This is a genomic window from Flavobacterium luteum, from assembly GCF_008806775.1.
Lineage (GTDB): Bacteria > Bacteroidota > Bacteroidia > Flavobacteriales > Flavobacteriaceae > Flavobacterium > Flavobacterium luteum.
In genome coordinates this window covers 1-22,858 of sequence record NZ_WAEM01000014.1, presented here as the reverse complement: position 1 = coordinate 22,858, position 22,858 = coordinate 1, and the positions used below count along the sequence as shown (strand labels likewise).

Annotated in this window: 14 protein-coding genes and 1 pseudogene; 4 read left to right on the top strand and 11 right to left on the bottom strand. The window is 31.8% G+C overall.

Annotated features, from left to right (window positions below):
* Positions 1-33 precede the first annotated feature (33 nt).
* Together F6464_RS14200 and F6464_RS14195 are read left to right on the top strand one after the other, a co-directional pair.
* Complete coding sequence (locus tag F6464_RS14200; RefSeq protein ID WP_151108611.1) at positions 34-951, top strand: PorP/SprF family type IX secretion system membrane protein; 918 nt, start codon at positions 34-36, stop codon at positions 949-951.
* An 18-nt stretch (positions 952-969) separates the two neighbouring features.
* Positions 970-2,835 carry an OmpA family protein gene (locus F6464_RS14195; RefSeq protein ID WP_151108610.1) on the top strand — a complete coding sequence of 622 codons (1,866 nt, stop codon included), beginning with the start codon at positions 970-972 and terminating at the stop codon, positions 2,833-2,835.
* Positions 2,836-3,139: 304 nt separating this feature from the next.
* Here F6464_RS14195 and F6464_RS14185 read toward each other — a convergent pair whose 3' ends face one another.
* The 8 genes from F6464_RS14185 to porU form a co-directional block, all read right to left on the bottom strand.
* Positions 3,140-3,697, bottom strand: a complete 558-nt coding sequence (locus tag F6464_RS14185; RefSeq protein WP_151108609.1) for a hypothetical protein — start codon at positions 3,695-3,697, stop codon at positions 3,140-3,142.
* A 179-nt stretch (positions 3,698-3,876) separates the two neighbouring features.
* Positions 3,877-4,563 carry a porin family protein gene (locus F6464_RS14180; protein ID WP_151108608.1) on the bottom strand — a complete coding sequence of 229 codons (687 nt, stop codon included), beginning with the start codon at positions 4,561-4,563 and terminating at the stop codon, positions 3,877-3,879.
* Positions 4,564-4,989: 426 nt separating this feature from the next.
* On the bottom strand, positions 4,990-6,768 hold the full coding sequence (locus tag F6464_RS14175; protein ID WP_151108607.1) for an acyltransferase family protein: 1,779 nt from the start codon (positions 6,766-6,768) through the stop codon (positions 4,990-4,992).
* An 87-nt stretch (positions 6,769-6,855) separates the two neighbouring features.
* Positions 6,856-8,502: a pyruvate dehydrogenase complex dihydrolipoamide acetyltransferase gene (locus F6464_RS14170; protein ID WP_151108606.1), complete on the bottom strand. Its 1,647-nt coding sequence runs from the start codon at positions 8,500-8,502 to the stop codon at positions 6,856-6,858.
* A 7-nt stretch (positions 8,503-8,509) separates the two neighbouring features.
* Positions 8,510-9,511 (bottom strand): pyruvate dehydrogenase (acetyl-transferring) E1 component subunit alpha, encoded by a 1,002-nt coding sequence (gene pdhA / locus F6464_RS14165; protein ID WP_151108605.1) that lies wholly within the window; start codon positions 9,509-9,511, stop codon positions 8,510-8,512.
* Between the two features lie 167 nt (positions 9,512-9,678).
* A complete protein-coding gene (cdd, locus tag F6464_RS14160; protein ID WP_151108604.1) occupies positions 9,679-10,161 on the bottom strand; it encodes a cytidine deaminase in 483 nt (160 codons plus the stop codon).
* 167 nt (positions 10,162-10,328) lie between these two features.
* Positions 10,329-11,516: a type IX secretion system outer membrane channel protein PorV gene (porV, locus tag F6464_RS14155; RefSeq protein ID WP_151108603.1), complete on the bottom strand. Its 1,188-nt coding sequence runs from the start codon at positions 11,514-11,516 to the stop codon at positions 10,329-10,331.
* A gap of 37 nt (positions 11,517-11,553) precedes the next feature.
* Positions 11,554-15,381: a type IX secretion system sortase PorU gene (gene porU, locus F6464_RS14150; RefSeq protein WP_394349413.1), complete on the bottom strand. Its 3,828-nt coding sequence runs from the start codon at positions 15,379-15,381 to the stop codon at positions 11,554-11,556.
* Positions 15,382-15,588: 207 nt separating this feature from the next.
* On the opposite strand from porU, the gene gldJ reads away from it, so the two are divergent.
* Entirely contained in the window at positions 15,589-17,307 is a 1,719-nt protein-coding gene (gene gldJ / locus F6464_RS14145; RefSeq protein WP_151108602.1) for a gliding motility lipoprotein GldJ, read from the top strand.
* A 64-nt stretch (positions 17,308-17,371) separates the two neighbouring features.
* Positions 17,372-18,655 (top strand): UDP-N-acetylmuramoyl-tripeptide--D-alanyl-D-alanine ligase, encoded by a 1,284-nt coding sequence (locus F6464_RS14140; RefSeq protein WP_151108601.1) that lies wholly within the window; start codon positions 17,372-17,374, stop codon positions 18,653-18,655.
* 1,250 nt (positions 18,656-19,905) lie between these two features.
* Here the strand turns inward: F6464_RS14140 and F6464_RS14135 are convergent.
* The 3 genes and pseudogenes from F6464_RS14135 to F6464_RS14125 form a co-directional block, all read right to left on the bottom strand.
* Positions 19,906-21,591 (bottom strand): sodium/sugar symporter, encoded by a 1,686-nt coding sequence (locus F6464_RS14135; RefSeq protein ID WP_151108600.1) that lies wholly within the window; start codon positions 21,589-21,591, stop codon positions 19,906-19,908.
* Positions 21,592-21,641: 50 nt separating this feature from the next.
* Entirely contained in the window at positions 21,642-22,685 is a 1,044-nt protein-coding gene (locus tag F6464_RS14130; RefSeq protein WP_151108599.1) for a LacI family DNA-binding transcriptional regulator, read from the bottom strand.
* Between the two features lie 40 nt (positions 22,686-22,725).
* Positions 22,726-22,858 (bottom strand): annotated as a pseudogene (locus tag F6464_RS14125) (UDP-glucose 4-epimerase GalE); the annotation flags it as partial.

The following is a 22,858-nucleotide window of genomic DNA, read 5'->3' as shown; positions in this document are numbered from 1 at the left end:
TTATTTCTTTTCCACTAAATAACACACACAGATATGAACAAAATATTTTTCTTTTTCCTTATATTTTTCACAGCCTTTTTTGATGTATATGCCCAACAAGACCCACATTATACGCAGTACATGTATAATATGAATGTAATCAATCCAGCTTATGCGGGCTCAAAAGAGAATATTTCTTTAGGACTTTTATATAGAAAACAGTGGATTAATATTGATGGTGCTCCGGAGACATTAACTTTTGCAGCACACTCACCTGTTGGTAAAAATGTAGGTTTGGGATTGTCTGTAATTTCAGATAAAATAGGACCAATACAAGAACAAAATGTATTCGGAGATTTTTCATATACTATAAAATTCAACGAAACACACAAGTTGGCACTCGGATTAAAAGTAGGTGCGGCTTTTCATAATGTAGGACTTCGAGACATACAGTCATCGCTTCCTGATCCATCGGAAGGTGTTTTTGGACAAGACATTAATGATGTTTCACTTAATCTTGGTGCTGGAGCTTTTTATTATTCCGAACAATTTTATTTTGCTTTTTCTGTACCTAATATGATAAAAACAGCACATTTAGATTATGATGGTCGAGGATATGGTTCAGACGTTTCTCATTATTTTATAACAACTGGATATGTTTTTAATTTGAATGAGAAATTAAAGTTCAAGCCTTCAACCATGTTAAAATCGGCTTTCAATGTCAGACCTTCTTTAGATGCTTCTGCCAATTTTTTATTTAATGAAAAATTCGAAATTGGGGCTACATATAGATTAGAAGATAGTTTTGGAGCCATGGTCAATTTTGCAATAACACCTGAATTAAGAATTGGTTATGCCTATGATCACGTAGTGTCTAATTTAAATCTAGGTACACCATCCTCACATGAATTTATGTTATTGTATGATATTTATGTATCTAAAAAAGTATCACGTTCCCCTAGATTTTTCTAATAATAAATATAATAGTTAATGAAAAAAATTAAATTAATATTGTTTTTTATTCTTGTTAGTACATCTTTACTAGCCCAAAATAGAGACACTAAAGTAGCCGATCAATTGTTTGATAGATTCGAATATGTTCAGGCTGTTCAAGAATATTTAACTTTGGTCGAAAAGGAAAGAGCCGATGGTTATGTAAATAAACAACTCGGAGATTGTTACTATAACATGTATAACACTAAAGAAGCTGAAAAGTGGTATGCCCAAGCAATAAAGTCTAATCAAGATGCTGAAACTTATTATCGATATGCTCAAATGTTGAAATCGAATAGTAAGTATGAACTTGCCAATGTTCAAATGAAAATATTTGCTACGAAATCTCCAAAAGATCAACGAGCCATAGAATTTAGTAAAAATCCTGATTATCTTCCTAAGTTAATAGACAAAGAAAAACTTTTCGATGTAACTGTATTGGACATCAATTCTGACAAATCAGATTTTGGCGCAGTACTTTATAACGATGTCGTTTATTTTGCAAGTGCTAGAAACGAAAGCGAAAAAAATTACGGTTGGAATGACGAACCATTTCTTGATTTGTACCAAGCGACTTATAATGCTGATGGAACCTATTCAAAACCAACTCCAATTGCAGCATTAAATTCAAAATTTCATGAGGGACCATTAACGATGAGTAAAGATGGGAACACGATTTATTTCTCTAGTGAAAGTTTTAATGAAAAATTATTCGAAAAAGACAAATCTAAAAAATTAAAATACGGACAAGTTGGTTTGTTCAAAGCGGTAAAAGCAAATGGAGAATGGTCAGATATTTCACCGCTACCTTTCAACAGTAAAAGTTATTCTACGAGCAATCCCAGTATGAATTCTGATGATAATATGCTCTATTTTTCATCAAATATGCCCGGGTCTATTGGCGGATATGATATTTGGAAAGTAAAAATAAACAATAATGGAAGCTACGGAAAGCCAGAAAATTTAGGAGATAAAATAAATACTCCTGGTGACGAGGGCTTCCCTTTTATTACAAATGACAATATCTTGTATTTTGCTTCAAACGGACTAACGGGTTTTGGGGGATTGGATATTTTTTCTGCTGATTTGAATAAAAACACATTGCCTATCAATGTAGGAAAACCAGTAAATACCGAGAAAGACGACTTTGCTTTTACATTTAATAAAGAAAAAAACAGTGGCTATTTATCAAGTAATCGTTCGGGCGATGACAATATATATGCTTCAGTTCCGGTATGTGAAGCACAAATCGTTACCGTTGTAAAGAACTCAAAAACTGGTGTGCTTTTAGCAAACGCAAGAGTAGTTATTTTAGATGATAAAAATAATGTGATAGAAACTAAAATATCTAATGATAAAGGCGAAGTAGTCTATGATGTAGAATGTCAAAAAGCATATGCCATTGAAGTGTATAAAGATGGGTTTGTAACCAAATCTTTTCCAGTAGCCAATATTAAGTCTGGAAAAGTAATTATTGATGCATCGATAGATCCAATTGATGTAATAATTACCGATACCGAAATTATCTTGAATCCTATTTATTTTGAATATGATAAAAGCAATATTACCAAACAAGGTGCTGCCGAATTAGACAAATTAGTTTATGTGATGTCTCAAAATGACAAGTTGGTTATTTATGCCAAATCGCATACCGATTCTAGGGGAAGCGACAAATACAACTTAGATCTTTCTGAGAGAAGAGCCAAATCTACAGTGCAATATGTCATTTCAAAAGGAATCAGCGCAAACCGAATTACAGGAAATGGTTTTGGAGAATCACAACCTAAAGTAGACTGTAAAAATAAATGTACCGATGCAGAATATGCTCTAAACAGACGTTCAGAATTTTTGCTAGTCAAGTAATCCCTTTTTTGTTGTAGATATAAAAAAAACCTGATGCTGTCAGGTTTTTTTATGCTTATACGACACTACAATGTTAAATTTTCCTAAAATTGAGAATTTTGCAAATGCAATTGTTGGTTGTTAGCAATTTTGCATCTTACTAATAAACTTGTATGAGTACATCAATTGGAATATTTAATCTTTCATGCAATTGACGAATCATTTCAAGCGGTAATTTTCTTTTTTTATATAGTATTTCACTAGCACGACTTTTAAGCCCAAAAATATTGATCAAATCAGTTTTATTTGGTGTTACAAAACGTTTTTATCTTTCATAAATTAATGTAGTATTTCCAGTTACAGTGTAATTATTAGAACTTGAAGCAGAATTATTTGTTTTTAGAACAAGTCTATTGTCAGTTAACTCAACTATTTCAGTAGTCAATTCATATGAGCCGGGTTCATTTGGTTCAATATCATAAACTCTTGTTATTAATTTACCATTATTAATACTCCATTCCCCAATATGAAATCCCTCTTGCTGATTTGCATTTGAATTAATAACTTCATTAAAATTGATGGTTTGATTCTGATTATTAGTCTCTTTAATATTCACATTGTAATTTCCGTTTGTGTTTATGAATTTGGGATTATTTGTAAATTCAATGGTGTAATTATAATCACTACCGATCTCAACTATTGTTGTTCTAGTTTCAGTAATTGAATTTGATGATATATGTGAAATTAAATTCCAAGTTCCAAGAATTTTCGTTTCGTAATTTATGTTGTTTTGAGTTTTTGAATCATCAGAACTGCAAGCTGTAAATAGACTAAACATACTAATAAGCAAGGATAATTTTAAAATTTGTCTTTTTGAATTCATTTCTAAAATTTTGATTTACATCGTTTTGGGTTATATATTTTGTAACGGTTTGCTGCTACATGAAGTTGGCGATTTCGGAGACGAAAAATGTCTGTCAGAACTAAACTTGATACGAAGCACAAAGCTTCATTTAACCACTGAACCGCCAATTTCTTATAATCGTTTTTGGGTGATGTTTTTTAGTTTAATGAATATCCAATTATTAAATTCAATGAATTAGTTTTTGCCTCTCCATTACCCCAAACTGTATTTTTACTTGTATTGGTTAAACCTAGATTCTCTCTAATTTCTATAAAAAATGTATTTTTTTCATTTATTTCAATTGTTTTCCCTAATCCAATTGACAATCCAAAATCTGTTTTATTATTAAGATTTGTAGTTTCAAATGAGTCATTATTTAATCCATCTTTTAGTTTTAAATCATTTGTAAAAGTTGATTTTAATAGATAACCTATGAATGGACCTCCATTTATGTAGAAACTATTTTTGTTGCTAAAACTATATTTTAACATTATTGGTAAAACCAAATAATCATAATTCTTATTCGAGGTAAAATTATAACCTTTAGTATAATCAACAATACCCGGTATAAAAAATTTATTATCTCCTTTTTGGCTTTTTCTTTCATAATTAAGTTCTAACTTTAAACTTAATTTTTCTTTAATTTGATATTCAAAATTTAGTCCACCCAAAAAAGCAAATGCAGGACTTTCAGAATATAAAGGTTTTATTTGAACAGGAATTTCATATCCTCTAAAATTTGAGTAATTTAAACCCGCTTGTATTCCAAATTTAATTTTTGAATTTTGCGAATAATTTAGTGTTGCAATTAATAAAAATGTAATACTCAAAAGTGATTTTTTCATATTTTTTTCTAGTTGCTGTTTTTTTTTTCCGACCAAAATATCGCCCAACTTGTATGAAGGTGTGACAAAATCAAACCGATCACCTCATTTTGTATAGATTGGTCTAACAATTGTCAGTTTTTATTTTTCCAAATATAAATAAATTTTAACGAATTCATTGTAGAGCAAGCTTAAAGTCAATAGTTCAATTTTTTTTAATCTGTGATAAAATTTTCATTCTGAAAAAAAATCACAACTGCTGTGGCAAAAAAATCATTTTGAATAATTTGCCACAAGTTTACAAACAAGATCAACTAAAGATTGGTTTTAGGCAAAAAAGTCTGAAAATCATTCAACATACCCGTAAAAGTAGAGTGTGTTTGTATGATAATTGTTTTATAGTATTAAAAAATACAAAATAAATCTATTCCTTATTTAAGAATTTCATCAAGGATTTAAATACAATTTTAAATCTATAATTTCTCCAAAATAGGTAGCTCCGCTTTTGGTAAGGTGTTTGCAATCCTGACTAATAAACTTGCATTGATTTGTAAATACTGGGATGGTATTTTTTTTATCAATAATAGAACCTATTACATCAATGTATTTATTTCCCCACTGTTTTTTTAAGAGTTCATTGCGCTCTAGAATACCAGCAATCATTTTGGTTCTTTGAGAGCAATAATCAGGATTGTTTTTTCTGTTGTAGTATATTCCGTTATTGGCCCCAAAATTCTTTAATCCCACGTTCCAAACTTTTGAAGTATCGATTGGATATATTCTAGCAATAGAGTCTAGCCAAGACCTATTGGTTCCATTTTTTTCGGCAAGAAAAATACATTTAGCTTGACGAATTCGTTCCTCAAAATTCTTGCAATAATTGATATCTTCTACATACGATAGTTCAATTTGATTGCCATATTTAGATTCTAATAAAACATTACCCCAATCTCTGGCAAAACTCGACCCGTATATTACAACTTTAATTTTTTTGCTACTGGTAAACTCCTTATTCAAGTCATAGATTCTTGCATTATAGCTAATGTGAGGATTTCTTTTAACATCAATAATATTGCTGTTTCTTTTAGTGTTTTCTTTAATAATATCCAGTTCGGGAACATCTTTTAAAATGCCAGAAATAGAATAAATATAAAAAGCTAAAGCAGTAGAAATTATACATCCAACCCCAGTTAAAAAAAGTAAAACAGTATTCTTTATTTTCTCTTTATTTCTAAAAGGCTGCTCAATAAAATAGTAGGACAATAGTGATAAGATTAAAATCGTTATGCCTATAAAAACAGCATTGGTTGTACTAATAGTTTCTACAATAAAATAGCGTGTAAATGCAAGAACAATCTGATGCCACATATAAAGACTAAAACTTATTTTACCAATGCCAATCATCACTTTGTTTTCTAAAATAAAAGCGTTCCATTTATTGTAATCGTAGTTAGAAACCAGTATTCCAAAAGAAACGAGTACAACTGCAATTAATTTTAAATGGTTTTGGATATTGGTTTCTAAGTACAATAGTACAAGTAGGGCAATAATTAAAAATAGTTTGTACTTACTTTGGATTCCTATCTCTTTAAATACTATCGCACCAATGCCACCAAGTGATAACTCAAAAAATCGGAATGGAATGGTAAAAAACTTTACAGCTTCATTTGTAGAGAAAAAAAATAGGAACAAAGAAAATCCAGTTAAAACAACTAGAATAGGCAAAATCCATTTCACTCTTTTTTTATTGCAAATAAGGAAGAGTAGAGGGTAAACGAGATAAAATTGTTCTTCAATACCTAGACTCCAAGTATGCATTAAGGGTTTGTAATCGTTAATGATATTCCAATAATTAACGGTGGTGATTTTTAGTAAAATATTATTTGCAAAGAAATTGGTTGCAATAACTGATTGGCTTAAATTCTCTAAATCGTCAGGAAGCATAACAAACAATCCCGTAATTAAAGCCACAAAAGTTGTAAATAGCACCAAAGGAATAATTCTTCTAATTCTGCGTAAGTAAAACTGGTAAATAGAAAACTTATTTTCTATAACTTCAGCATATATTATTTTTGTAATAAGATAGCCGCTAATAACAAAAAAGACATCAACACCTAAATATCCGTTCGGGAGATATCCCATGTGGAACAAAATAACAGCCAAAACGGCAATGGCTCTGAGACTATCAATATCATTTCTATAAATAGGTAATACTTTATTATCCATCTTTGGGCATTTTAATTTAAATTACTAATATATAAAAAATCCCGTCTTATTAAAATAAAACGGGATTCCATTTATAAAAATATAATATTAAGCCAGCATTGTCACTGGGTTTTCAATATATTGTTTCAGCGTTTGTAAAAATTGTGCTCCAGTTGCACCATCAATCGTACGGTGATCACAAGCCAATGAAAGCATCATGGTATTTCCTACTACAATTTGTCCGTTTTTAACCACGGGTTTCTCAACAATCGCTCCTACAGATAGTATGGCAGAATTCGGTTGGTTGATGATAGAGTTAAACTCCGTGATACCAAACATTCCAAGGTTTGAAATTGTAAACGTACTACCTTCCATTTCGCTAGGTAATAGTTTTTTGTTTTTCGCTCTTCCTGCAAGATCTCTCACACTAGCACCTATTTGAGATAAGCTCATTCCGTCTGTAAATGGTAATACAGGAACCACTAGTCCATCTTCAACCGCAACTGCTACACCAATATTCACATGATAGTTTATAGTGATAGCATCTGCTGACCATTGTGAGTTGATTTTTGGATGTTTTTTTAATGCAATAGCGCATGCTTTTATTACCATATCGTTAAACGAAACTTTGGTATCAGGAACACTATTAATAGTAGCTCTCGATTTCATAGCCTCATCCATAGTTACCTCGATTACTAGGTTGTAGTGAGGAGCTGTAAATAAAGATTCTGCTAAACGTTTAGCAATAATTTTTCGCATTTGCGAATTCTTGATTTCTTCTGTAAATACTTCACCAGATGGAACATATGGTTTTGCAACAGGAGTTTCTGCTTTTTGTATTGGCGCTGCGCTAGAAGCTTGTGGAGCACTAGCAACAGTTGGTACAAAATTCTCGATATCGCTTTTTACGATACGTCCGTTTTCACCAGAACCTTTCACCAGAGCTATATTGATGCCTTTTTGTTCAGCAATTTTTTTCGCTAATGGTGAAATGAATATTCTTCTTCCGTCTGAAACTACTTGTATGGCTTCTTCAGTTTTTTCGGCAACTGCAACAGGAGTTTCTGCTTTTTCAGCAGTAGCTGCAGCTGGAACTTCTCCTTTGCTATAATTTTGTGCGATTCCAGAAACGTCAGTGCCAGCTGGTCCAATAATAGCTAATAAACTGTCAACAGGAGCTGTTTGTCCTTCTTGAACTCCAATAAATAATAAAGTACCTGCATTAAACGATTCAAATTCCATCGTTGCTTTGTCGGTTTCAATTTCAGCTAAAATGTCTCCTTCGGCAACCGTATCCCCTACTTTTTTTAACCAAGTGGCTACCGTTCCGTCAGTCATAGTATCACTCAATCTTGGCATAGTTACTACAATAACTCCTTTTGGAATTTCTGCAGTTGCCACCGCTGGACTCGCGATTGTTTGTTCTTCTTTTGCTTCTTCTTTAGTATTATCTACTGCTTCAGTTGCTGATGCACTTGTCGGTCTGCCCAAATGAAGTAAAGGTGTTATGTCTTCTCCTTCTGCTCCTATAATTGCTAAAAGAGAATCAACAGGTGCTGTTTCTCCTTCTTGAAGCCCAATATGTAAAAGTGTTCCAGAATTGAACGATTCAAATTCCATCGTTGCTTTGTCAGTTTCAATTTCTGCTAAGATGTCTCCTTCGCTAATTTTATCGCCCACTTTCTTAAGCCATTTTGCTACAACACCTTCGGTCATAGTATCACTTAAGCGTGGCATGGTGATAATTTTTGCCATAATTTAATTATAGTTTGTGTGGTAAAAATGGATAATTTTTTTCTTCATAGACTACGTCATACAATTGTTGTATTTCTGGGAAAGGAGATTCTTCAGCAAATGTTACACATTCTTCTACTAAATCTTTAACTCTTTGATCTATAATTTCAATCTCAGCATCGGTAGCATATTTCTGATCTTTTATAACATCTAAAACTTGTGTAATAGGATCAATTTTTTTGTATTCTTCTACTTCATCTTTAGAACGGTATAGTTGTGCATCAGACATAGAGTGTCCTCTGTAACGATACGTTTTCATTTCTAAAAAAGTTGGTCCGTCACCACGACGTGCTCGTTCCATAGCTTCGTGCATGGCTTCAGCAACTTTTATAGGATTCATTCCGTCTACAGGTCCGCAAGGCATTTCATATCCTAAACCTAGTTTCCAAATATCAGTATGATTAGCAGTTCTTTCTACAGAAGTTCCCATTGCATATCCATTATTTTCAACAATGAATACTACAGGAAGTTTCCATAACATCGCCATATTAAAAGCTTCGTGAAGTGAACCTTGACGTGCTGCGCCATCACCAAAATAGGTAAGGGTTACGCCGCCAGTTTCAAAATATTTATCGGCAAATGCCATTCCTGCTCCTACAGGTATTTGAGCACCTACAATTCCGTGACCTCCATAAAACCCGTGCTCTTTAGAAAAAATATGCATTGAACCGCCCATTCCTTTTGATGTCCCGGTTACTTTTCCCATCAATTCTGCCATTACTCTTCTAGGGTCAACTCCCATTCCTATGGGTTGAACGTGATTTCTGTAAGCAGTAATCATTTTGTCTTTTCCGCCTAATTCCATAACATGCAAAGCACCCGCCAAAACGGCTTCCTGACCATTATATAAGTGAAGAAATCCTCTTATTTTTTGTTGAATATAAAGTGCTGCTAATTTGTCTTCAAACTTTCTCCAAAGCAGCATATCTTCGTACCACTTTAAATAAACTTCTTTTGTAACTTCTTTCATTTGGCTAATTTTCTTTGCTAAACAGTTTTTGTAATAGTAAATTTAAAATTGTTTGAATATAAGAATGTAGTTATTTCCTTCAACTTAAATTGTACTCCAATTTGCGAAAAGCAAAAATACTACTTTCCGAGTTAGAACTAAAATTTAAATCGTAGTTTTTAGCTTTTTTACAAGAAGTTTTTATCAAACATGAAAGGGAGTAGATTTTTTAAGGAATCTGATTTATAAATCACGCCAATTTCGCCCATAAAATAAATTTCAATAGGTTGCTCTTGTTTGAATTCGTATTCTGAAATGGTTTGTCTGCATCCGCCGCATGGCGGAATAGGAGTGGATGTAGTATTTGTATCAGAAGCTGCTGTAATTGCCATTTTTAAAATTTTTGCATCAGGATAAATAGCACCTGCTTGAAAAATAGCTACTCGTTCTGCACAAAGCCCTGAAGGGTAGGCCGCATTTTCTTGATTAGATCCTAAAACTATTTTTCCGTTATCCAATAAAATAGCGGCTCCAACTCTAAATTTTGAATACGGTGCATACGCTTTTTTTCGTATGGCTATGGCTTGATCCATTAAATCTTGTATATCTGAAGGTAATTCGTTAAGTGAATCATAACTTGAAAATTTCGTTGTAATACTAATTTCTTTCATGTATAAGAATATATTATTTTTTATTATAATTTTCGGATTGCCAAATTAAACAAATTTTTCTTCTAATTTTTGTTTTTATTACTAGATTACCTGTTTTTAACATAAAAAAATCCAAATTACGATAATTCGAAATTTGGATATTTATAATTTTATATTTAAAATGCTATTTAGTACTCATCATATTTGTCTCCAAATGCAAAACTAAGAGAAAACCGTAGCGTATTTTCTAAAGGATTTTTTACTCTTGAAGCAGAAAACAAATAAGAAACATCAATTTTTATAACATTATAAGTAAAACCTGTACCTAGCGATAAAAAGCGTCGTGCACCTTTTAGTGGGCTTTCATTGAAATACCCTAAACGAAAGGCAAACGAATCTTGATACATATATTCTGCACCTACTGAATAGGTAAATTCTTTTAATTCTTCACTCAAACCATCTGGCGCATCACCAAAAGATTTAAAGATACCTTCAGTCCAACCAATTTTGTTGTATTCGATTTGATTTTTGTTTCTTAAGTCAATTTCTTCTTGATTTGAATCCTCTTCTCCATCTCCATTTAAATCAGCACTTTGAGGTGTTGGCACTAATAGTTTATTAAATTCTAGATTCAATCCTACTTTGTTGTAGTCATCTAAAATAAAATCAAATCCGCCACCTATTTTCATGTTTGATGGTAAAAAGTTTGATCCGACAGTAGAATCTTGTGTTTGGTCATAATTGATTTTAGGACCCATGTTTTGAAAGTTGAAACCAAACCGCCATCTTCCGTCAAAATCAGTAAAGGCAGTTTGTTCAGATTGATAAAATCCAGAAACATCAACGGCAAATGAATTAGCCGCTACAGAACTTTTTCCTTCTGTTGGTATTTGTAAATTCGACCTAATAAAACGACCCCCAACAGACATTGAGAAACGTTCACTAAGTTTCAATGCATAAGATAAATCTATAGCAAATTCTGATGGTTTTACTACGTTTGGTACATCTTCAGCTTCATTTCTTAACTCAATTTCTCCTAAACTAAAATATCGGATGCTGGATGCAAAAGCACTTTGTTCGTTAATTTTGTTAAAATAAGTAACTTGGCTAAGTGAAATATCATTTACCAACTCAACCAAGTAGGGAGTATAGCTTACTGAAAATCCTTGTTTATCTAATGAAAAAGCATATTTTGCTGGATTCCATTGTTGGGAATAAACATCGGCAGAAGTGGCAACTCCATTGTCAGCCATACCTGCTGCTCGCGCATCACCAGCTACTAATAAAAAAGGAACTCCTGTAGTGATTACTCTTTCCTGAGCTTTTGAAAATGGGATTATTAATAAACAGATTAGAACTGTTGCAATTTTTTTCATTCTTAATTTTTAAAAAGTTTACAAATATAGTATTTAATTAAAGTATGACAAGTTTTTCAAATTTTTCTGTTTTAGAATTTGTCAGTGTTGATTTTACCGTTAGTTTATAGACATAAGTACCTTTCCCGATTTTATCGCCAAAGTCATCTTTACCATCCCAAGTAATTTCTCTTGAAAGAAACCCGTCAGTAGTTATTGTTTGATTTTTTGTCCATACTATTTTTCCAGTAATGGTCATAATTTGTACTTGAACTTCCAATGGTTCGAAAGGGCGGTTATGAGTAAACCAAAATTGTGTGTAATTTACAAACGGATTGGGATAATTTAAAACATTTGTCAGCGTTATGGATTCATCTCCAACAACAATAAACTGAATTTCTGAAGTTACAGGATTGTTATAAACATCCCAAGCCTTAAAAGTTATAGTATGCAAACCTTTAGCCAGATTTCTAAAAGGAAATTTCAGCTTCCCTTTCTTGTAATCGTCTAATTCAGTTTCGTAATAATCGTTCAGTTTAATTGGGTTATTTTCATCTCCATCTAAAATGGCAATAATGTCGTGACCTATCCCACTAGCGGTATTTATACCGTTTTCATCTTCAAGAAAGGCTAAAAAAAGTGGAGATTCATTGGTAATTCCTCCAGATATAAAAGTTTGATCATTCATAAATAGCCTAACGGTAGGGTTTGTTTTGTCGGCGACTGCATTTTGATTTACACCACCAATTCTAATAGAAGTATCAAAACCAGTTTTGTCTAATAGTATTTCATCTCTTTTTCCGTAAAAACTTATTCTGCCATTATTTACCGGAATCGATATGTCTCTTGGTACTACAAAACCAAACTCGAATTGTCCGTTTGTAATCGTAGCATTTCCTCTAAAAATAGTTTCTCCTAATGTATTAAAATTTATCGCAGGGCTATTATTGTCATTATCAAGAGTTGTTCTCATGATGTTTTTATCGAAAATCTGAACTGATAATTCCCCATTGTAACTTGACAAAGGATTATTGTTTTCATCTGTAACTTCTCCAGCAAGTTTTACATAGGCTAATGATTTAAAATCATCAACGGGTCCTGAAATTGGCAAGTCATTTACTTTAGTAAGATTTATTTTTGGCTGAGGGACATCTAGTTTTAAAGCTGGATCTCCTAAATAAAAAACAACATCTGTTCTTGGGCCAAAATTATTTTTAGCCAATCGTAGTGACTCAGCTATCGAAGTATATTCATTTGAACCGTAAGAAAAGAGGTAACGTGCCAAAACATCATTAAAGTTTTCTCCTGTGGTTTGTCCTATTTCACGAATTGTAGTAATCATTGATATGGCACCGCCTTTAGGATTCCAATACGTATATTCTCCAGCCGTTGGTCTAAAAGGATTGTCAAATCTCGAAAAATCGCAGGTTATGGTTATAAACAATGGATATTTATAGCGGTTGCTTAAATTTTGACCATCTGATTTTTCCCAAATTCTTTCTTGTGAAAGGCCGTCTTCACCACCATGTCCTAGATAATTAAAAACCAATGCCCCTTTTTCAAAAGCATTAAATAGTTCCTGACGTGCTTTAGGGTACCTCGCTCCACCAGCTGAGGTTTCCTGAACATAGGAGTCTAACAATATTTTATTTAGATTAAAGAACGGCTTTTCTAAGACAATTTTGTCAGCCATATTATTAATTCTTGATTGTAAACTTCTATCACTTGTTTTATCTGAATCATCGGATACAACTACTATATTATTTCTCCAATTTCCATACGATTTAATGTCGTGGTATTCAATAACTTTATTTACTAACTCATCAGCTTGTAAAGTAGTATTTGCAATCATTCTCCCTACAGCAATGTCTAAACCGCCTTCTGAAATATCTATGTTGCCTTCATTTTCATCCATCATTCCAAAAAAATCATCAGATGCAAACGACGATTCTCCTGTTGTAAAGCTACTAAGAGCATGATATATAGGCACAATGTTACCGTTTATAGAAACACGATTCTTAAAATCATAGGATGCGTCGCCAAAAAGATTTAGATATTGTATTCTTTTTTCAGGGGAAGAAGCATTAAAATAAACATACTTAATAAAATTTCTAATCGCACCAATGTCTTGTTTTCCTGAAGAAAATTCTGGATAAATTGTTTCTAAATTAACAACTTTAACATTTAAATTAGAATATTTTCGATGGAAATTTGCTAGTTTTTCTGCCTGATTTGTTAAAAATCTTGGACAAATTATAATATAATCAATATCTTGAAATTTACCTTGAGTATCATTAAATATAGTTCCTTTTAAATTTTGATTCGCAACTGCAGTTTGTGAGTCCTTTAACGGAGTATATAAATCATTTAAATCTACTGCCAAGTATTTTCTGGTTTCCCCAAGATTAGCTTTAAAAGTAAATAAAGTCTGATTAGAATTTTCAATTTTTGTTACATTATAAATATCGGTAATATCCCAAACTTGTTGAATGGAAGAGGCATCAGTTATTTGATACTCTCCAATACCAAGAGCCGAACTGGCCAAATCGTATTGAAAATTAAACTGTTTACCAAAGCCTTTCAAGTTTCGATTTGATTTTAAAAAAATGTAATCAAGATAGCCTTTAGAATCAGGTACACCTTTGTTATCATATTTTAATGAAACAGTAATTTTTTCTGAAGCTGATATTGACGTACTTAAATCTGATAAATCAGCTTCAGCTGACCCTCCAATTTGAGAGAAAGAAATAGTTCCAGCAATTTGATTGTTCGCTTTTACTTCGAAAGAGGTGCTTGAAGGAGATATTGCCGCACCAATGACGGTCATGCTAACAGGTGATGTTGTCACTATATTAGGAATGTTGAACTCAAAATCTTGTTCGTTGTCTATACTAAATTGTTCGCCTAACCATCTTCTGCCAAGTCTAACTATATTTACTTTATCAGTTTCATAATATTGGTAATCATCAAAAGTATTTATAATAAGGTCTCTATTTTCTGCCGGTTGAATTGTATTAGGAACTCTTTTTCCGTCCAATCCTTGAGTATTTATATAATAATAGGATTTGTTATCATATAAATTGTTTGTAGTTTGGCTTTCATTATTCCATTTATCAACTCCTTCTGCATAAAATAAAATATAATCGTTGTCGTTAAAGACGCCATCACTTTCTCCAACTACTTGAATAGCATTTTCTATTAAATCATCAGGATAATAATCACTGTTTTTAAGAGGTATCATTCGGCCACCATTTCCATATATCTTGATTTTCTTTGGATCAATGCCGTCAGTGCTAACGCCCATTTGTTTTAAAAAACTTTTATTGATATAATAAGCACCTGATTTTATGACATAAAAACGATGCCATTCTCCAGTTGAAAGTACTGAGTTCGATATCCCATTAAGATTAGTTCTTGCATTATTTTTTATTCTAGAATTAGAATTGGCTGTTTTTATACTGTATGTAAATGATTTGATTTTTTTAAAACCATTTGCGTCTTTAATGATAGGAGAAAGTGTCAGTAATGCAAAATAGTTATTTCTAGCTTTGAGACTTTTGATTGAGGCATTAATGCTATTAGGGATTACTTTAAGGTTTAAATCGCCTAGTGCTAAATCGGTAATGCTTTCATAAACTACATTTGTAATTTGAAGGTTGTTTTCATCAATTTCAGAGGGTAGATTGAGTTTAATCTTAAAAAAAAGTTGTTTTTTAAAACTGTCAAATTCAAAATTATCAGGATTGAATTGTGGAATATTTAACTCATAACTACCAAAAGAAACTTTAGTTTTTTCGATCCAATTAATAGCTATGTCTCCTTTTTGTTGACTTGAGCAAACAAAAGAGTATAAAATAAGTGAAAGGTATATTATTTTTCTCATCATGATGAATAACGCTACAAAGGCTAAAATATTACGAAGTGTAAAAATAATTTATTTAATATGAATTTTGTAATATTTGTTTTATTTTTGCGTTGTATCAGAAAGTAAATTTTTAACTCGATACATTTTTATCATTATTTCACAAGAAGATGTTGCAATGTAATTTGAAATTCATATATTGCGCCTCGAAATTTATTACCTACGAAAAGTATGAAAGTAAACAAAATTATGACTGTTAAATTATTACTATCTCTAGTAATTGTTTTAGGTTTCGCTACTAGTTGTAGTAAGAAATCCAGTACGAAGAACGCTTCAACCGCTACTGGTTGGAAAATTAACGACAAAAAAGGAGGTTTCCAATTTGCTTCTAATTTTAAAAAGCAAGCAACGGGACCCGGCTTAGTTATGGTAGAAGGTGGTACTTTTACTATGGGTAAAGTACAAGACGATGTAATGCATGATTGGAATAATACTCCAAATCAACAGCACGTTCAATCATTCTATATGGATGAAACAGAAGTTACAAATATCATGTACATGGAGTACCTTGATTGGTTAAAGAGAGTTTTTCCGCCTGAACAAGAAAATTACAAAAACATATATGAAGGAGCGTCTCCCGATACTTTGGTTTGGAGAAACCGATTGGGTTACAACGAAACGATGACTAATAATTACTTGAGACATCCTGCCTATGCAAATTACCCAGTAGTTGGAGTAAATTGGATTCAAGCAGTTGAGTTTAGCAAATGGAGAACAGACCGTGTAAATGAGAGCACTCTTGAAACACAAGGCTATTTGAAAAAAGATGCTAAAGTTCTTGATGTTAAGGCTGAGGCTGTTTTTAGTACAGAAACTTATTTGAATGCTCCTACAAAAGCTTTTGGAGGAGATGAGAAAATTGTATTAAAAGGGCCAAGAAATTCAAAATCTAAACCTGTTAAAACTAAAGGAACTAAAGAGAATCCTTCAACTGAAACTGCTGCAAAAAATGTTTATGCACAAAGAACATCAGGACTTATTCTTCCTGAGTATAGATTGCCAACAGAAGCTGAATGGGAATATGCTGCAGCCGCAGATGTTGGACAACGAGAATATAATATTTACAAAGGTCAAAAGAAATATCCATGGTCTGGGAGTTATACAAGATCAGGAAAAAGACAAGTTAGAGGCGATCAATTGGCAAACTTCAAGCAAGGTAAAGGAGACTACGGTGGAATTGCTGGATGGTCTGACGATGGGGCCGATATTACTAATAGTGTAAAATCATATCCGCCTAATGATTTTGGTTTGTATGATATGGCCGGAAACGTAGCGGAGTGGGTTGCCGATGTTTACAGACCTATAGTTGATGATGAAGCTAGTGATTTCAATTATTTTAGAGGTAATGTTTACACCAAAAATAAAATTGGAGACGACGGTAAAGTAGAATTAGTAACTAGTGAAAGTCAAAAATTTGATACTTTGTCTAATGGTAGAATTATGGCAAGAAACTTTCCTGGTCAAATAACACAAGTGCCTGTAGATGAAAAGGAAACTTATTTGAGACAAAACTTTGACAAAAGTGATGAAAGAAACTACAGAGATGGTGATAAACAATCTACTAGATACTTTGACTTTGGTTCATCTGAAGAAGAAGATGCCAAATCTAAAGATAAGCATAAAATGTATGATTCTCCTCAACACAACGTAACCGTTGATAGTTTGGGTAAAATGATTAGAAAATATGATAAATCTAATAAGAGAACTACACTTATAAACGACGATGTTAGAGTTTACAAAGGAGGTTCCTGGAGAGATAGAGCGTATTGGTTAGATCCAGCTCAACGAAGATATTTTCCTCAAGATATGGCAACTGACTACATAGGTTTTAGATGCGCAATGTCTAGAGTTGGTGCGAAGGCTGATAAAAAGAAAAGAGCAAGAAATTAATTGCTAACATATAAATAGTATAAAAGCCCTTTCATTAGGGCTTTTATTTTTTAAAATTATTTTGATGAATATTGAAGCCATTCATAATCTATTTTTGAAATGCAGTTCCGTTTCAATAGATACAAGAAAAATCACACCTAATTCTCTTTTTGTAGCCATAAAAGGAGATCGATTCGATGCTAATACTTTTGCAAAAGAAGCTTTAGAAAAAAAGGCAGCTTATGTGGTAATCGACAATCCAAATTTTTATATAGATGAAAGAACAATATTAGTTCAAGATAGTTTAACGACTTTGCAAGAACTAGCTAAATTTCATCGTAATTATTTAAAACTTCCAATAATAGCCTTAACAGGAAGTAATGGTAAAACAACAACTAAAGAATTAATTAATTGTGTTCTTTCTAAAAAATACAGTACCAAAGCAACCGTTGGAAATTTAAATAATCATATTGGAGTTCCTTTAACATTACTTTCATTTGATAGTAAAACAGAAATTGGAATTGTTGAAATGGGAGCCAATCATCAAAAAGAGATTGCCTTTTTATGCGAAATTGCTCAGCCTGATTTTGGTTATATCACTAATTTTGGCAAAGCACATTTAGAGGGTTTTGGTGGAGTAGAAGGAGTAATTAAAGGAAAAAGTGAAATGTATTCATACCTTTTAAAGCATAATAAAACCGTTTTTATAAATCTAGATGATTCAATTCAGGTTGACAAAACAAAAAAATTGAAAACCTTTTCCTTTGGATTTAATAAAGCAGAAGCAGATGTTAATATTACCAATATAAAGGCAAATCCATTTGTAGCAATCACTTTTTCAAATATTAATATTCAAACGAATCTCATAGGCTTGTATAATGCTAATAATATCAATGCCGCAGTTGCTATAGGAAAATATTTTAATGTTCCAGATAATGCTATTAAATCAGCATTAGAGGGTTATGTTCCTGAAAATAATAGATCACAATTGATATATAAAAATACAAATGAGATTATTCTAGATGCTTATAATGCAAATCCTAGTAGTATGGCTGTTGCAATTGCTAATTTCATTCAATTAAATAAAAAAAATAAAATAGTTATTTTGGGTGATATGTTTGAACTTGGAACCGAAAGTATTTTTGAGCATAAAATGGTTGTAGACTCACTTTTAAATGAAGATGAAACAACTTGTTATTTCATTGGAAAGGACTTTTATCTTAATAAATTAAAGAAAAATAATTTTCATTTTTATGATACGTTTGATTCTTTTTCAAATGATTTCAAACAAAATCTATTACAGAATAAAATGATGTTGATAAAAGGTTCCAGAGGAATGGCATTAGAAAGAGTTTTAGAATTGATTTAAAAAAAAACCCCATAATTTTATTAAGGAGTTTTGTGGGCGATATTGATTTACCTTCAAACCAATTGTTAGAGTTTCTTGAATTTTTTATTGAGAAAATGCCATAAAAAGAACTCTAAAATTTCTTTCGATTTTGTTTGGGCAATGAGTGGTTCGAACCCCAGATAAATTCAAGGAGAATGTTAAAATTGGCATCAAGTTTATTTGAAACATTTTCAAGCTCAAAAACTTTAATTTGTTCTCTTTTAAAACCTTATTGATCATTTCTAACAAATCGAGTTTAACTAAATTATTATCAAATTCTTCTTTAATTTCAATCTATAAATCTGTACTCACTAAAACTCTATTTTTAGGTTAATTTGTTATTTTTTTTTAATACTGTTTTAAACCGTTTTAATCCAAATCATCAAAAAACAGAATCACTGCTTTTATTAAAAATTATTTTTCTTTAATTTTTCAGTTAATACCCTTTGAATTTTTTTAGCATTTTCTTTAAAATTTTTCTTGACAATAAAAGCAATATCGTTTTCTTGTTTGGTTATACAAAATTTGTATTGGTATTCTTATAGTAGATATTTATTACTATTACTGCAATGTGGATAAAAATTATTTTATGTACCAAAAATACATTCAAATAAAAACATCCTATGATAATAAATACAGCTACTGTAAGTAAAAAAATATTTTTTGCTATGATTCTGCTTTTTTGCATACTTACATTTTTAGTATCTTTTATCTTGATTTTTATTTAAGCACTAGAATTGTAAACGACAAAGTATTTTTCAAAAACTATTCCAAACGCATTCTTATATACAATTTGGTTTTGATTCTCTTTTTCAAAAGTATTTCTTGTTAAAGTCTCGTCCATTGTTTTTGATTTGGGCAATTTAAATCATACATTTTTATTCGGTTTATTTACAATCAATTGTTTTAGTTTTTTTTTGAATGAAGATGGTTTTACAACTTAAATCAAATACCGTTTGATTGAAAAATTTGCAATAAATAGGTTTTATATATTTTTTCAAAATAATTTATAGTGAACCAAAATTTAGTTACGGGCCGTAATTATATGTTAAAAATTGCAGTCGAACCTAAGCCGTTTGAACTAATTTGTTTTATTAATTTATTGTTTTAATCATAGATGGATATTTTTACTTAATCCAACAATATTCCACGTTTCATTAAAACCATAGATAGGAAGTATCGATTTTTATCGCCCTCATGTAATAAGTTACTGTTTTAAAAATAACTGTTTACCAAAACTTCGCATACAATGCAAAAATGATTAATAGCGTTATAATAATCAAGACTGTCGTTTGAGGTTTTAATTTAAACATTGTGGTGTCTAATTCGAATGCTTTAGGATTCACTTTAGGCCCAGCAAAACTTACAGCTATCATAAGAAGCATCGTAAATACAAATGACAATCCCATACAGATATGAAAAGGTATCTCGAAACCGCCTTTTCCATTAGGCCAAGCTGTGTATAATAAAGTTTCATTTCCAAATAATATTGGTGCATATTCATTAAATAAAACCGATAATAAAAAGCCAGAAATTACACCCACAATAGCCGCAGTTCCTGTTGTACGTTTCCAAAACATACCAAGAAAAAACATAGCAAATACTCCTGGGCTAATAAATCCAGTATATTTTTGGATATACGTAAAACCGCCCACACCACCAATTCCTAAAACATCATCCCAAGTAAATAGAACTGCAAGAAGCATTGCTGCAAAAACGGCATATCTACCTATGTTTACTTGAGTTCTGTCAGACGCTCCTTTTTGAATGTATTTTTTGTGTACATCTAAAGTATAAATAGTAGAAATACTGTTCACTTTACCAGCTAATGAGGCTACAATAGCTGCAGTTAAAGCAGCAACAGACAATCCTTTTAAACCTGTAGGAAGAAATGTTAACATTGCTGAATAGGCCCCGTCTTTTCCACCAACCAATTGTGTTAAATGTCCGTTTTGATACAAGACATAAGCTGCTATACCTGGTAACATTACAATAACAGGCATTAATAATTTTAATATCCCTGCAAATAAAATTCCTGTACGAGCCGTTTGCAAATCGGCTCCCAATGCTCTTTGAGTGATATATTGGTTACAACCCCAATAGTTAAGATTGATAATCCAAATACCTGCTAAATAAGACAATATTCCTGGGAAAGTAAGATATTTATTGATTTCTAGTTGAGAAGATGTTGCTGTAGGTCTAGGAATAATCATTTTGAAATGTTCGGGAGCTTCTCGCATCAAAACCTTGAAACCTGCGATTGCATTTTCTCCAAAACCAAAATAGTGTCCCACAGTAGTTAATGCAATATATGAAGTCGCCAATCCTCCAATGATTAATACCGCTACCTGAATAACATCGGTGTAAGCCACAACTTTCATACCTCCTAGGGAAATAATCAGCGCAAAAAATGCTAATCCAATCATAATAGCATGAAGATATTCACCTCCTGCGAGTCCGTTTATGGCAACTGCGCCTAGGTATAAAATTGATGTTAAGTTCACAAAAACATATAAAAATAGCCAAAAGACAGCCATTATCAAAGCGGTAGATTCGTTATATCTTGTTTTTAAAAATTGTGGCATAGTATAAATCTTGTTTTTTAAGTAAACAGGAATGAACCAAACGGCAACAATAATTAATGCAATAGCAGCAACCCATTCGTAAGCAGCAACAGCAATTCCTAAAAAGAATCCCTCTCCACTCATTCCAATAAATTGTTCGGCCGAGATGTTTGAAGCAATTAATGAAGCTCCAATTGCCCACCATGTTAATGTTCCTTCTGCAAGGAAATAAGCTTTAGCATCGTGTTCGTTTTTTTCGCGCTTGCGATAAATCGTGTATCCATATAAAGATACTATGATAAAATAGATAATAAATACAGCGTAATCTGCGAATTCAAGGTTTTTGTTCATGGTTAATTGGTTTATTAATAAAAAAAAATGTTCAATTGTGTCTTCTGAAATTAAAATAAAGAAACTGTTTTAAGTTTCCTGGTCGACTCTCTTTCTCTTAATTCGGTTTTGATTATCGTAGTTTTATAAGTGAGATTCTCTTCTTTACTCTCAAGTCTATCGATTAGTAACTTGGCAGCAGCCTCTCCAATTTCTGGCCCATGTTGACTTACTGTACTCAAACTTGGAGACAATCTCCTTGAAGCTAGAATACCGTCGGCAAAACCTATTATCGAAATGTCCTCAGGTATTTTAAACCCTTTTTGAATACTAATTCGTAATGCAACTACAGAGTCATTTTCATCTAAAGCAAAAATTCCATCAATTGTATTTGTATTAAATATATTCTCTATTCTATCTTTCAAATCATCTTCAGAATCTGTCCTGAGAATTATATTATTATTAACTGCAATATTGTTTTTTTGTAAAGCTTTAAGATAACCTTCAGCTCTTAGTTTGCCAACACTTAAATTATCTACTGAAGAAAGCAAAGCAATATTCTTGCAACCTATATCTATTAAATGCTGAGTTGCATGAAGCGCCGAATCAAAATCATCGACAACTACCTTGTCACAATCTACTTCGTCAGCGATTCTGTCAAACATTACTATGGGCGTTCCTTCGTTTATAATTGCTGTAAAATGATTGAACTGATCCAGTTTTTGAGCTTCTTCTGAAACGGACAAAATAAACCCGTCAATTGTTCCATTGCTCAACATTTCTAATGTATTTATTTCTTTTTCTAATGATTCGTTAGAAATACAAGTAATGACTTTATATCCATACTCGTCGGCTACTTTTTCGATACCGCTAAAAACTTTTGCGAAAAAGGAATTTAGAATATTAGGAATAATAACACCTATCGTTTTGGTTTTTCTGTTTTTTAAATTCAGACCGATGATATTGGGTTTGTAATTTTTAAGTTTGGCATATTCCTTAACCCTTGTTTTTGTGTTTTCGCTAATTTCAGGACTATCATTTAGCGCTTTTGAAACAGTAGAAACTGAAACATTTAATTCTTTCGCAATTTGCTTTAGAGTAGCTTTAACTTTCATAAATTTATTTCTTTTATTCTGTTGGGTGTGACTAAATTATTTAGTTACTTCTAATCTTCTGCTCCCATTTCCATGCACTTGCCATGGCTTCATCTAAAGTTGATACGGTTTTCCATCCTAAAATGGAATTTGCTTTATCTGTATTAGCAAAAGCTTCTGTTACATCACCTTCT